Source organism: Alkalicaulis satelles, from assembly GCF_008630495.1.
In the GTDB taxonomy this organism is placed as follows: domain Bacteria; phylum Pseudomonadota; class Alphaproteobacteria; order Caulobacterales; family Maricaulaceae; genus Oceanicaulis; species Oceanicaulis satelles.
The window spans coordinates 38,111-50,779 of the sequence record NZ_VWOJ01000002.1 but is presented as its reverse complement, the minus strand read 5'-3'; the positions used below and the strand labels follow the sequence as shown (position 1 = coordinate 50,779).

Annotated in this window: 10 protein-coding genes; 6 read left to right on the top strand and 4 right to left on the bottom strand. The window is 68.6% G+C overall.

The window, feature by feature from the left end; translation table 11 throughout:
- Positions 1 to 4: 4 nt before the first annotated feature.
- Positions 5 to 736 (bottom strand): flagellar hook-basal body complex protein, encoded by a 732-nt coding sequence (locus F1654_RS05930; RefSeq protein ID WP_150022613.1) that lies wholly within the window; start codon positions 734 to 736, stop codon positions 5 to 7.
- A 283-nt stretch (positions 737 to 1,019) separates the two neighbouring features.
- Between F1654_RS05930 and F1654_RS05925 the strand changes: the two genes are divergently transcribed.
- Genes F1654_RS05925 through F1654_RS05905 form a run of 5 tightly spaced genes read left to right on the top strand, consistent with a single transcriptional unit; the run spans position 1,020 to position 7,137 of the window.
- Positions 1,020 to 1,562 (top strand): flagellar basal body-associated FliL family protein, encoded by a 543-nt coding sequence (locus tag F1654_RS05925; protein WP_199200480.1) that lies wholly within the window; start codon positions 1,020 to 1,022, stop codon positions 1,560 to 1,562.
- 14 nt (positions 1,563 to 1,576) lie between these two features.
- Positions 1,577 to 2,740: a flagellar motor switch protein FliM gene (gene fliM, locus F1654_RS05920; protein ID WP_233205162.1), complete on the top strand. Its 1,164-nt coding sequence runs from the start codon at positions 1,577 to 1,579 to the stop codon at positions 2,738 to 2,740.
- Complete coding sequence (locus F1654_RS05915) at positions 2,737 to 3,135, top strand: DUF6468 domain-containing protein (RefSeq protein WP_150022611.1); 399 nt, start codon at positions 2,737 to 2,739, stop codon at positions 3,133 to 3,135. Before fliM ends, F1654_RS05915 begins: the two co-directional genes overlap by 4 nt.
- Before the next feature lie 5 nt (positions 3,136 to 3,140).
- Complete coding sequence (locus tag F1654_RS05910) at positions 3,141 to 3,818, top strand: MotE family protein (protein ID WP_150022610.1); 678 nt, start codon at positions 3,141 to 3,143, stop codon at positions 3,816 to 3,818.
- Positions 3,799 to 7,137, top strand: coding sequence for a hypothetical protein (locus F1654_RS05905; RefSeq protein WP_150022609.1), 3,339 nt, complete (start codon positions 3,799 to 3,801; stop codon positions 7,135 to 7,137). Before F1654_RS05910 ends, F1654_RS05905 begins: the two co-directional genes overlap by 20 nt.
- 3 nt (positions 7,138 to 7,140) lie before the next feature.
- Here F1654_RS05905 and F1654_RS05900 read toward each other — a convergent pair whose 3' ends face one another.
- Positions 7,141 to 8,418: an NADH:flavin oxidoreductase/NADH oxidase family protein gene (locus F1654_RS05900; protein ID WP_150022608.1), complete on the bottom strand. Its 1,278-nt coding sequence runs from the start codon at positions 8,416 to 8,418 to the stop codon at positions 7,141 to 7,143.
- A 14-nt stretch (positions 8,419 to 8,432) separates the two neighbouring features.
- On the opposite strand from F1654_RS05900, the gene F1654_RS05895 reads away from it, so the two are divergent.
- On the top strand, positions 8,433 to 9,362 hold the full coding sequence (locus F1654_RS05895; RefSeq protein WP_150022607.1) for an alpha/beta hydrolase: 930 nt from the start codon (positions 8,433 to 8,435) through the stop codon (positions 9,360 to 9,362).
- Here F1654_RS05895 and F1654_RS05890 read toward each other — a convergent pair.
- Complete coding sequence (locus F1654_RS05890; RefSeq protein WP_150022606.1) at positions 9,338 to 10,819, bottom strand: flavin-containing monooxygenase; 1,482 nt, start codon at positions 10,817 to 10,819, stop codon at positions 9,338 to 9,340. The genes F1654_RS05895 and F1654_RS05890 overlap by 25 nt on opposite strands.
- Positions 10,800 to 12,638: an AMP-dependent synthetase/ligase gene (locus F1654_RS05885; protein WP_150022605.1), complete on the bottom strand. Its 1,839-nt coding sequence runs from the start codon at positions 12,636 to 12,638 to the stop codon at positions 10,800 to 10,802. The genes F1654_RS05890 and F1654_RS05885 overlap by 20 nt, the downstream gene beginning before the upstream one ends.
- Between the last annotated feature and the right edge of the window lie 31 nt (positions 12,639 to 12,669).

Genomic DNA, 12,669 nt, shown 5'->3' with positions numbered 1-12,669 from the left:
AGCGTCAGGGCCGGCCAAGGCGTTCAATCGCCTTGCGGCTAAGTTCGTCTGCATCACGGATCATGCGGGTCACCGACTGATAGGCGCGGCTGACCTCCATCATCCGGGTCATCTCAAGGATCGGGCGCACATTGGAGGCTTCGCTGAAGCCCTGGCGCACCTCGGGGCGCGCATCGAGGCGTTCGGCATCGTCAGGCGCCTGATAACGGTTGTCCCCGGTCTTGGAGAGCAGGCCGGGCTGCTCGAACGCCGCCAGCGCCAGGCGCGGGCCGGGAATCCCGCCCTGGCTGAGCGCGCCATTGGCGCTGATCTCAACCGGGCCCAGCTCGCGATTGATCACGATGGGCGCGCCGCCTTCATCAAGAACGCGCGCGCCGTCAGCCGCTGTCAGCTCGCCCGCCGCGTTCAGGGTGAAGCGCCCGTCCCGGGTGAAGCGTTCGCCGGCGGGGGTGTCCAGAACAAAATAGCCCGGCCCGTCCAGGGCCAGATCCAGCGGACGGCCTGTCGGGGTCAGCACGCCCTGGGTGAAATCGCGGCCCATGGCCCATTCACCCACGAACTGCACGCGCGCCGGCCCGTCCTGATGGCGGGCGCGCGCGGCTTCGCGCGGCTCCAGCAGCACGCGCTCGGCCTTGAAGCCCTCGGTGCTGGCATTGGCGATATTATTGGCGGTGATGTCCATCTCACGGCGCAAGGTGAGCTGGCGGGACAGGCCGATCAGCATCGCATTGTCCATGGGGCGCCTCTCCTTCTGGCGTTGAGCCCCAGCCGCCGGTTTTGGCAGCCGTCGCTCACGTCAGCGCAAGGGCCGTGCCATGGTTAATCCATTGATTTATTTGACTTGAACGGCGTGCGCCCTGGCCTGGCGGGATCAGGTTTGCCGCCCCGCTGCACTCAAGGCGGCAATTTCTGCCGGGGACGGGCGGTTTCCCAACGAATCGTTAACCGCAGCGGCGGTTAATGCCCTCAGAGCCTGGAAAAACCTTTGCAGGAAGCCGCCGGGCGCGATGGAGCTGGCCATGGCCGAAGACGCCGAAACCGAAACCGGGACCGACGCTGAAGAGGGCGCCGAAGAGAGCGCCGCCAAGCCCAAGCCGGGCCTGATGAAGCTGGCGTTGTTCATCGGCCTGCCGGTATTGATCCTGGTGCTGGCGGGCGCTGCGGCGGCGCTGTTGTTCCTGGGCGGCGGGGATGAGGACGCCGAGAAGGAGACCGCCGAGATCGCCGAGCCTGATTACTGGGAGCAGGTACAGATCATCTCGCCTTTCGAGGAGGCGCTTCAGGTGTCCCTGAGCCGCCAGCAGGGGCGCTCGCCGACCCTGATCGTGTCGTTCAACATCTCCTATCTCGATCCCATGGTGCCTCAGCGCCTGAGCCAGCCGGAGCGCAAGCTGGCGCTGCGCGACAGCTATATCGAATTCCTCTTGACCTTAAGGCCGGAGGATCTGGACGGATCCATGGGCCATTTCCGTCTCAAGTCAGAGCTGGTGCGGCGCACCAATCTCATCCTTGCGCCGCACGAGGTGGAGGATGTGATGATCAACGAATTCATGCTGCAATAGCAGGAGGGCGGGCCTTGAGCGATATTGATCAGGACGCCCTGGCCGCGGAGTGGGAAGCCGCCGCCGCTGGCGACCAGCCGGACTTTGACGCCCTTCCGGGCGAAGAAGGGGAAGGCGATGCGCTGGCCTCCGAGTGGGAGGCCATGGTCGGCGACGACGCGCAGACTTTCCTGCCCACGCAAGGCGGCCAGGCCCAGGAGCGCATCCTCAATCAGGACGAGATCGATTCCCTTCTGGGCTTTTCGGTCTCCGATGACGAGGCGGGCGAGCGCTCGGGCATCCGCGCGATCATCAATTCGGCGCTGGTCTCCTATGAGCGCCTGCCCATGCTGGAGATCGTCTTTGACCGCCTGGTGCGGCTGATGACGACCTCATTGCGCAATTTCACCTCCGATAACGTGGAGGTGAGCCTGGACAATATCTCCTCCATCCGCTTTGGCGATTATCTCAACTCCATTCCCCTGCCGGCGATTCTGGCGGTGTTCCGCGCCCGGCAGCTGGACAATTTCGGCCTGCTGACGGTGGACTCCAACCTGATCTACTCCATCGTGGACGTGTTGCTGGGCGGGCGCCGGGGCACGTCGGCCATGCGCGTGGAGGGCCGGCCCTACACCACCATCGAACGCACGCTGGTCCAGCGCATGATCGAGGTGGTGCTCAATGATGCGCGCTCGGCCTTCGCCCCGCTGACCGAAGTGGATTTCGATCTCGACCGGGTGGAAACCAATCCGCGCTTCGCCGCCATCGCCCGTCCGGCCAATGCGGCGATCCTGGTCAAGCTGCGCATTGATATGGAAGACCGGGGCGGGCGCATCGAGATGCTGCTGCCCTACGCCACGCTGGAGCCCATCCGCAAAATGCTGCTCCAGCAGTTCATGGGCGAGAAGTTCGGCCGGGACAATATCTGGGAAAGTCACCTGGCCACCGAGCTGTGGTCGACCAAGGTGGAGGTCTCGGCGGTGCTCGATGAAATGTGCAAGCCGCTGGGCGAGGTGATGGCGCTGAAGGTCGGCGACACGCTGATGCTCGATACCGGTCAGGACGGCGCCATCGAGCTGCGCTGCGGGCCGATCCGTCTGACCCACGGCCGCATGGGCCGTATCGGCCACAATATCGGGGTCCGCCTTGATGCGCCGCTGTCGGCGGCGGCGCGCAAATCCATGATGGGGTTCACATGACGCTCGCCGCCCTCGCCTTTGAAGGCCTGATCTGCATCCTCCTGGCCGCCGCCGCCATCATGTGCTGGCGCGTGGACCGGCGCCTGCGCGCCCTGCGCGAGGGGCAGGACGGGCTGAAAGAAACCATTGCCGGGCTCAATGACGCCGTCGACCGCGCCCGCGCCAGCCTGGCGGCGCTGGACCGGGCCGCGCGCGAACAGGGCGCAGGCCTGAAGAGCGAGGTGGAACAGGCGCGCGCCATGGCCGACGAGTTGCGCCTTCTGGGCGCGGGCGCCGAGAGCCAGGCGGCCCGGCTGGTCGGGCGCCCCCAGCGCACAAGCGCGGCGCGGACGGCGGAGCCGGCGGCGGCGGATGCCTCGCGCCGGCGCCTTGAAACCCTCAAGGCCATGAGGTGAGCGTGATGAGTCCGCGTCCTCTGCTCTTGCTGTCGGTGCTGCTGGGCGGGCTTCTGGCGCTCAAGGCGCTGTCTTTGGCTGATGGCGCCATCAGCTGGATGTCGGGCGCCGCCCATGCGGTGGAGGACAATGAGCCTGCGCCCGCCGCGCGCGAGAGCGCGCCGCCGCCATTGCCGGCCTCACGGTCAGTGGAGGAGGAGCCGGCCATCGTCCTGCCGTCCCAGTCGGAGCTGGACCTGCAGAATCGCGTCGCCCAGCGTCTGCGCGCGCTCGACCAGCGCGAGGCGGAACTGGATACGCGCGAGCAGCTGATCGAAGTCGCCGAGCGGCGCATGGACGAGCGCGAGGCGCGGCTGATCGAGCTGCGCGATGACATTCACGCCCTTGTGGGTGAGCTCGACAGCCAGCGCGAGGCGCAGCTGAACGCGCTGGTGCGCGTTTATGCCACCATGGAGCCGGAAGCCGCCGCGCCGGTGATGCAGACCCTGATGGAGACCGATCGCGAGACCCTGCTCAAGATCGCCGCCCAGATGCAGGAATCCAACGCCCGGCGCTTCTCCCAGATCATGGAAAGCGCCAATCCGCGCTTCGTGGCCGAGCTGACCATGATGCTGGCCGCCCGGGCCCAGCCGCCCCAGACGCGGGCTGAACTGGAGGCTCGCCGTGTGGCGGCGGCGGACTGATGTCCCCATACTGGCGGCGGCGGCCCTTGCGGGGCTGGCCTCCGGCGCGCTCTGGGCGCAGACGCCCGCCAGCGTGTCGGTGGAGCGGCAAGGCCCGGTTGCGCGCGTTCTGATCACCTTGCCCGAAGAGGCGGGCGGCGCCCTGGACGCGCAGGCCGAGATCGCTGCGGGCGCCGTGCTCATCGCGCGACTGTCTGAACCGGTGGCGCTTGACGCCAACGCCCTGCGGGAGGCGGTCAGTGATTATGTCGCCATGGCGCGCCTGGATGCGGACGGCCGCACGCTGCGCCTGGCGCTCAACCGCGGTGTCGAACCGCAGGTGAGCGTGTCTCACAATGTGATTGCGCTGGACCTGGCGCCGCCGGGCGGCCCGGTGCTTGATCCTGTCGTAAGCCCGTATGAGCGCCGTCAGCGCGAGGCGGAGGCTGCGCGCCGGGCTGCGCAGGCTGAAGCCGAGGCGCGCGCCGCCGAGCTGCCGCCGCCTTTGCCGGTGAGCGTGCGCATCGGCGAGGCCAGTGACTGGACGCGCATGATTTTCACCTGGCCCGAACCGGTCGGCTGGACGCTGGACCAGGACGGGCGCGAGGGGCGGCTGAGCTTTGAGCGTGAGGCGGAGATTGATCTGTCCCGGCTCAACGGGGCGCCGCCGCGTTTCATCGATGCGGTGAGCCGCGAGCGCGATGGCGGGGCGCGCTTCACCCTGGTCTTCACGCTGCAAGAGGATGTGCGTCTGCGCGCCTGGAGCGATGCGCCGGGCGAGGTGACGGTGGATGCGGTGCGCGGCGAGGCCTCCGTTGACTCCGCTCTGGCCGCTCTGCAGGCCTATGCCGAGATCAATGGCGCCGGGCCGGCGCTGGCGGAGGCTGGTGAAGACGGCCCCGAGCCTGCGGATGCGGCGCCCGCCACGCAAGACACGGATGATTATCCGGACTTTCTTGAAGACGTGATCAGCGTGGAGCCGCCGCGCGTGGACCCGGTCCCTGCCGATGGGGTGGTGCGCGTGCGCGCCCAGCCGGGAACAGGCGGGGCGGTGAGCCTGCATTTCCCCTGGGAGGCGCTGCCGGGCGCGGCGGTGTTCCGCCGGGCGGGCGCCATCTGGATCGTCTTCGACGCCAGCGCCGAACTGGATATCAGCGCCCTTGAGACGGTCAGTTCCAGCCATATCCGGGCTGTTGAGGCCCTGCGGGGCGAAGATTACGCCGCTCTGCGCATCGACGCTGCGCCCGCCAGCCTGGCTGATGCGCGCGCTGCCGGGGCGGGGTGGACAGTGGTGCTGGACGACGCCCTGAGCGAAGCGCCCCAGCCGGTGCGCCTGGCCCGTGACACCGGTTTCGGGCGCCCGGCCGTGCTGCGCCTGTCGCTTCCTGGCGCCCGTCAGGTCGTCACGGTGGCCGATCCGGCAGTGGGTGATACGCTGCTGGTGCTCACCGCCGACGGGCGCATGGCCGGCGTTGCCGAGCCGCGCCATTTCGCCGACGCGGTGCTGCTGGCGTCCACCCATGGCGCCGCCGTGCAGGCGATTTCCGATGGCCTGTCCCTGAGCGTGCGGCCCGGCGGGGCGGAGCTGTCGCGCCCGGGCGGGCTGACCCTGTCGCGCGCCTCGGACCCATCCTTGAGGGCAGGATCGGACGCGCCGGTCTCGCCGGGATTTCTCGATCTGGCCGCCTGGCGCGGCGAACAGCCCTTCCTGGACGGGCGGCGCATGCATCAGCGCCAGGCCCGCGCGCTGGACCCGGAAAGCGTCCTGGCGCTGTCGCGCTTCCTGCTGGGCTGGGAGCTGGCCCATGAGGCCGCCGGCGCGGCGCGGCTGGCCGCCGATCTGCGCCCTGAATACGAGACGTCGCCGGAAATCGCAGCGCTTCTGGGGGCGGCGGCCTATATGGCCGGCCGCTTCAGCGAGGCCGAGCGTCATTTCGCCCATCCCGCCCTGGTCAATGACCCAGCCGCCAAGCCCTGGCAGGGCCTGCTGGCGGCGGCGCGCAGCGACTGGCCGCGCGCACGCCGCCTGTTCGAGGAAGGGCGCGAAGCGATGTTCTTCATGGACCCGGTCTGGCGCGCGCGCATCTCGGCGGCGGCGGCCAATGCGTCCCTGAACGCCCAGGACCTGGCGGGCGCCCAGGTGTGGCTGGACCGCGCCTTTGAAGAGACGCCGGACAAGCGCGCGCGCGCCGAAGCCGCCTTCGCCGAGGCGGGCCTGTCGGCGGCGCAGGGCGAGATTGAACTGGCTCTGGCGCGCTACGCCGCCCTGGACAATGACCCCTGGCGCCCGATCCAGGCGCGCGCCCGGCTGGAGCAGACCCGGCTGGAAATGGCCCATGGCCGCATCAACGCCGCAGAAGCAGCCACCCAGCTGGAGGGCCTGCTCTATCGTTGGCGCGGAGACGAGGTGGAGCAGGCGGTGGCGGGCATGCTGGGGCGCGCCTATGCCGAGGCGGGGCGCTATGACGAGGCCTTCGACATCATGGCCGCCGCCCAGGCGCGCTTCCCCGGCAGCCGGGTGGCGCGCCAGCTGAGCGTGGACATGCAGGCCGAGTTCGTGCGCCTGTTCGAGGGCGAGCGCTTTGACCGCATGGATCCGATGCAGGCGCTGGCCCTGTGGTACGAGCATAATGCGCTGACCCCGCAAGGTCCGGCAGGCCACCGCATCGTGCGCCGCATTGCGCGCCGTCTGGTGGATATCGGCCTGTACGACCGGGCCGCCGAACTCCTGGAGCACCAGTTGCGCCCGGACGTGACCATGACCAGCCTGGCGCGCGCCCAGATCGCCGGGGAACTGGCCCGGGTCCATCTCATGGACGGCAATCCTGAATCCGCCCTCAATGCGCTTGAGCGCACCCGCATGGCGGGCCTGCCCGGCGAGCTGGTGGCCTCGCGCCGCCTGTTGCAGGCGCGCGCGCTGGCGGGGCTGGGGCGCACCGATCATGCGCTGGAGCTGATCGAGACCGACCGTACCCGCGACGCGGACAGGCTGCGCGCCGACATCGCCTGGAATGCCCGGCGCTGGAGCGAGGCGGGACGGCGCCTGGAAGCCATGCTGGGCGACCGCTGGCGCAGGGATGAGGCGCTGGATGAGGGCGAGGCCCATGACGTGATGCGCGCCATCCTGGCCTATGCGCTGGCCGAGGACCGCGCCGGGCTGGAGCGGGTCGAGACGCGCTATGGCGCGGCCATGGCGCAGACCGGGCACGCCGATGCGTTTACGCTGGCCGCCGACAGCCGGTCGCGCGGCGCCGGGGCGGAGCTGGCGGCGCTGGCCAGCGCCCTGTCGGACGTGGGCGGCGCGCGCGCCTGGCGCGGCGGTTTCGGCGCCGGGCGCTGAGGGTTAGATCCGCCTGGCGTCTGCGGCTTCGGTCATCTGGTGGGCGATGAGGGCGGCCATCAGGTTCATGGAGCGCTTGGGCGTTTTGCCGTCCGCGAGCCTGAGGATATTGCGATAGAAGAACGCCATCACGCCAAAGCCCTGCACCGCTCGGCGCACATCTTCGGGCAGGGCGGCGGTGAAGATGGCGGGCATTTTCAACTGATTTTCCCAGGCGGGCAGCCAGTCCCATTCGCCATTGAGCAGTTTCAGCGGCGCGTCCGGATCCACGCAAAGCGGGCGGCCAAGCCCGATCAGCGCCACCTTGTCCTCCAGCGCCTCGGTCATGGCGCGCGCGGTTCTGAAACCGCCGGTCACCATGACCGGGATGGAGGAAGCGGCGATCATCTGGCGGGCATAGCTCATGAAATAGGCCTCGCGCGCCCTTGTGCTTTCGCGCGCATCGGCCTCGAACACCGGCTCAAGCCCGTCCAGCCCCATCATGCGCGGCTGTTCGTAATTCCCGCCTGAGATTTCCAGAAGGTCCACGCCCTCCTGCGCGAGCAGAGCGACGACCTGCAGGCAGTCTGCGAAATCATATCCGCCCTTCTGGAAATCGGACGAGTTGAGCTTCACGCTCACCGCCTTGTCGGGCCCCACCGCCGCGCGCACGGCGCGCACCGTCTCGATCAGCAGCCGGGCGCGGTTCTCCAGCGGGCCGCCCCAGCGGTCATGGCGCTGATTGACCCGCGGGCTCAGGAACTCGCTGATCAGATAGCCGTGGGCGCCATGGACCTGCACGCCGTCAAACCCGGCGCTGACCAGCGCGGCGGCGGTGCGCGAAAAGCGCGCGATCACGTCCATGATCTCGTCATCGCCGAGGGCGCGCGGTGCGGCGAACACCCCGCCGGGCAGGGCGACGGGTATGGCCGAAGGCCCCACCGGTTCGGGCGCGATGAGTTTCGGGCTCTGGCGCCCGGCGTGTGAGATCTGGGCGATCACCGCGCCGCCGCCTGCCTTGGCGGCCCCGGCGAAAGCAGCGAGCCCGGCCATGGCTTCAGCGCTTTGTTCACCGTCCACCACGATATTGGCTGGACGCTCGCGATAGCGCCGGTCCACCATGATATTGCCGGTGATCTGCAATCCCGCCCCGCCCTGGCCCCAGGCCTGGTAAAGCCGTGCAATGCGCGTCCCCGCCCTGCCGCCCGGCTCGGCCAGGCCTTCGGTCATGGCCGCCTTGGCCAGGCGGTTCGGGATTGTCACGCCGCACGGCAGGGTGAATGCTGAGCCCGTTATTGTCATGGCTGGAGATCTTCATGCTGGAAACGATGGGTCATCAGGGCGGGCTGGGACTGCGCCGGTTTCTGGGACGGCGCATGGCGCGCAAGGTGGGCCGCGCCTCGCTCTCGCGCGAGGCGCCGGTGGACGTGCAGCGCCAGCGCATGGACCATGCCGGTGACCGCCTGCCTCCGCCCAAGGGCGTGCATATTGACCGCATCAGCTATGCCGGCCTGCAGGCCCTGCGCTTCACGCCGGTGAAGCCGGCGCCGGGGGCGATCCTGTATCTGCATGGCGGGGGCTATTCGCGCGGATCGGCCCAGAGCCACAAGCCGCTGGTCGCGCGCCTGAGCACCCTGCTCAATATGAGCGCCATTTCGGTCGATTACCGCCTGGCGCCCGAGCACCAATGCCCGGCGGCGGTGGAGGACGGCGCTGCGGCGCTGGCTGAAATCTGCGCCGAAGCCGATGGCCCGGTCCTGCTGGCGGGCGACAGCGCGGGCGGCGGCCTGGCGCTCTCCAGCGTCATCCGCCAGCGCCAGGCGGGCGGGGTCATGCCCGCCGCCCTTTATCTCATCTCTCCGTGGACGGATCTGTCCTTGTCGGGCGCCAGCGTGAAGGCGCGCGCCGGCGCCGATCCCATGCTGACGCCGGGCAATCTCAAGGCTGGCGCCGATCTCTATCTCGGCCAGCTCGATTCGCGCGATCCCGAAGCCTCGCCCCTGTTCGCCGATCTTGCCGGCCTGCCGCCGGTCTTCATCCAGGTGGGCGAGGACGAGGTGCTGCTGGACGACGCCGTGCGCCTTCATGACGCGCTGGAAGCCGCCGGCGTGGAGACGCGCTGCGAGGTCTGGCAGGCGATGTGGCATGATTTCCAGCTGTTCGCGCCGCTGATCAGCGAGGCGGACGCCGCGCTGGCGCGGGCGAGGGACTGGCTGGCGCCTCATCTGGCCGCCGACCAGGCCTGATCATCGCGCCGGGCGAGGGTGCGGGCGAATCCGCTGGCGAGCCCGGCCCAGTTATTGGTGATCACCCCGTCGCGTGTCTTGTACCAGCTGGGACAATCCTCCGCCCAGACCGTGCGCGCGAGCTTCGCTTGCAGTTGTTCATTATAGGCGTCCTGAGCTTCGGCTGTGACCTCCAGCGTGCGCAGATCCTCCTTGAACAGACGGGCGATCTGGCGCGCGGCGTAGGCGCACTGGCGCTCGAGCATGTAGACGATGGAGTTGTGGCCCAGATTGGTGTTCGGGCCGTACAGGATGAACAGGTTGGGAAAGCCGTGCACCGCCACGCCGCGATAGGCGCTCGGGCTGGCGCCCCAGGCCTGGCGCAGGTCTGCGCCGCCGCGTCCGGTCACCGTGAGGGTGGGCAGAAAGTCTGTGGTCTGAAAACCGGTGGCGAACACCACCACATCAGCCGGTACGCGCTGTCCCCGGCCATTGATCAGCTCGCGCGCGCCCGCCCGCGCCACGCCGCTATCGTCCAGGGTGACGTGATCGCGCTGAAGCGTGGCGAAGACATCATTGGTCAGAAGTATGCGCTTGCAGCCCGGCGCATAGTCCGGCGTCAGCCGGGCGCGCAGGTCCGGGTCGCGCACCTCGCGCTTCAGCTTGCGCAGCATGTTCCAGCGCACAAAAGCGTTGGAGATGGTCCCTGACACAAAGGCCGAGTACCGGCTCTCATGGATCCAGAAACTGCCCGCCCGGTAGAGCGCCAGCCAGCCGGGTATATAGCGGAACGCGAAGCGCTCGGACGCCGTAAACGCGCGGTCGGGCTTGGCGATGATCCAGTTGGGGGTGCGCTGGAAAACGGTGAGGCGCCGGGCCTTGTCGGCCAGTTCGGGCAGCAGCTGGACGGCGCTGGCCGCATTGCCGATGACGGCCACGTCCTTGCCCGTCACATCAAGATCATCGGGCCACTGGGCGGCATGGACGGCGGCGCCGTCAAACCCCTGCATGCCCTGTATCGCCGGCGTGAAGGGCTCGCTGAGCTGGCCTACAGCGCTGACCACCGTGCGCGCGGTGAGGGTGCGGCCATCCTGAAGCGTGACCTGCCAGCGCCCGCCCGCCTCGTCGAAGGAAAGGGCGGCGACCGCCTCATTGAAGCGCATGCGCCCGCCCAGGCCGAACGCGTCTGCGGCGCGTTCGAGATAGGCGAGAATCTCGGCCTGGGGCGAGAATTTCCGGCTCCAGTCCGGGTTCGGATAATAGCTGAAGGAATAGAGATGGCTGGGCACGTCGCAGGCCGCGCCGGGATAGCGGTTGGCGCGCCAGACCCCGCCTGGCCCGTCTGCGCGGTCCAGGATCAGAAAATCGCGCACGCCCGCCCTGTCCAGCGCCCGTCCCATGGCGAGGCCGGCGAAACCGGCCCCGATGATCAGGACGCCGCACGTGCCAGGAAGGGCGTCAGTCCTCGGCGCCGGCATGGCCTTCGGCGTACATGGCGTCGATGAGCGCGCTGTTGCGCGCCGTCACCACATTGCGCCGCACCTTCATGGTGGGGGTCAGCTCGCCGGTCTCCACGGTCAGGGCCGCGGGCAGGACCCGGAACTTGCGCACATTCTCCACGCGCGCATAGCGCTTGTTGACTCCATCCACGGCGGTCTGGAGCGCGGCGGTAAGGGCCTCGCTGGCGCGCGCGTCCTCCACGCTGATGTCTTGCGTCTTGGCGAATTTGGCCAGCCCGTCCTCGCTCAGCGTGACCAGGGCGGTGAGATAGGGCCGCGCGTCGCCGACCACGACGGCATGCTCGATCAGCGGATCATTCATCAGGTCGGTCTCGATATTGGCCGGCGTGATATTCTTGCCGCCCGAAGTGATGATGATGTCCTTGATCCGTCCGGTGATGAAAAAGAACCCGTCCTCGTCCTTGCGCACCACATCGCCCGTGCGCATCCAGCCGTCTCGGGTGAAGGTGCTCTCGGTGGCCTCGTTATTCTTCATGTAGCCGGCGAAGACATTGGGTCCCTTCACCTGCAGCTCGCCCTCCTCGGAGATGCGCGCTTCCATATGGTCGATGAGCCGGCCCACCGAGCCCAGGCGCACCGCGCCAGGCTGGTTGAAACAGGTGGGCGCGCTGGTTTCCGACTGGCCATAGCCCTCATAGATCACCAGATCGAGCCCGGTGAAGAAGGTGAGAATCTCCTTCGAGATCGGCGCGGCGCCCGAGATCAGCATGCGCGCGCGCTCCAGCCCCAGGGCGGTCTTGATCTTGTTGAGCACCAGCGCGCGGGCGATGCCCATCTGCAGCGACAGGACCGGGCCGGGACTGCGCCCGTTGATGTCCGCGTCGTGATAGCGCCTGGCCACGCCCATGGCCCAGGCGGCGATTTTCGCTTTCGGGCCGGTGGCCTCGGCCAGGCGTCCGCGCAGGGCCTCGTGGAATTTCTCCCACACCCGCGGCACGCCGAAGAATACGGTCGGGCGCGCACCCTGCAGGTCCTCGGCCAGCGTTTCCATTGAGCGGGCGAAATAGAGATTGGAGCCCGAGGCCACGTGATTGTGCACGCTGGCCTGCTGCTCGGCGATATGGGCCAGCGGCAGGTAGGACAGGCCCGCATCCCCCTCGCGATGGTCGAACATCTGCGAGAGCATGCCTGCGCTCCAGGAGATATTGCCATGGCTCAGCATCACCGCCTTGGGCGGGCCGGTGGTGCCGGAAGTATAGATCAGCGAGCCGATGGTGGCCTCGGTAATGGCCTTGAGGCGCGCGCTGACGGCGTCGTCATGACGATCCTCGCCCAGCGCCATGAAAGCCTCCCAGCTCAAAACGCCCTCGGGCGCAGGCTCGGGACCCTGCATCATGATGATATGGGCGAGGTTCGGACACTCCGCCTTGAGCGCCAGCGCATTGCGCGCCTGCTCGGCGGTCTCGACCAGATAGACCGGGCTTTCGGAGTGCTGGAGGATATAGGCGATCTCCGGTTCCGAACTGGTCCAGTAGACCCCGGCCGGGCGCCCGCCGGCCATCATGGCGGCGATGGCGGTGATGGTCCATTCGGGCCGGTTGAAGCCCAGAATGGCGCACGCGTCATCGGGCTTGAAATCCAGCGCGATCAGGGCGCGGGCGGCCTGACGGGTCTGGGCGGCGTAGTCGCGCCAGTTCGTGCTAACCCAGCCTTCGCCGTCATGCACCGAATAGGCCGGCGCATCGCCGCGCCGTTCAGCCTGATCCAGAAGCCGCGCAGGCGTTGAGGGAAACAGTCCGTCCCCGATCCGCGGCAATTCCTGTGCGCTCGCCTGCATGGCGTCCTCCCGTGCGTCCGCCTCCGGTCCT

What these genes read in the sequence shown, in the direction of transcription:
- F1654_RS05915 (WP_150022611.1), top strand. Translation starts at nt 2,737, where the DNA reads ATGACGCTCGCCGCCCTCGCCTTTGAAGGCCTGATCTGCATCCTCCTG.
- F1654_RS05890 (WP_150022606.1), bottom strand. Translation starts at nt 10,819, where the DNA reads ATGCCGGCGCCGAGGACTGACGCCCTTCCTGGCACGTGCGGCGTCCTG.
- F1654_RS05925 (WP_199200480.1), top strand. Translation starts at nt 1,020, where the DNA reads ATGGCCGAAGACGCCGAAACCGAAACCGGGACCGACGCTGAAGAGGGC.
- F1654_RS05900 (WP_150022608.1), bottom strand. Translation starts at nt 8,418, where the DNA reads ATGACAATAACGGGCTCAGCATTCACCCTGCCGTGCGGCGTGACAATC.
- F1654_RS05895 (WP_150022607.1), top strand. Translation starts at nt 8,433, where the DNA reads ATGCTGGAAACGATGGGTCATCAGGGCGGGCTGGGACTGCGCCGGTTT.
- F1654_RS05910 (WP_150022610.1), top strand. Translation starts at nt 3,141, where the DNA reads ATGAGTCCGCGTCCTCTGCTCTTGCTGTCGGTGCTGCTGGGCGGGCTT.
- F1654_RS05885 (WP_150022605.1), bottom strand. Translation starts at nt 12,638, where the DNA reads ATGCAGGCGAGCGCACAGGAATTGCCGCGGATCGGGGACGGACTGTTT.
- F1654_RS05930 (WP_150022613.1), bottom strand. Translation starts at nt 736, where the DNA reads ATGGACAATGCGATGCTGATCGGCCTGTCCCGCCAGCTCACCTTGCGC.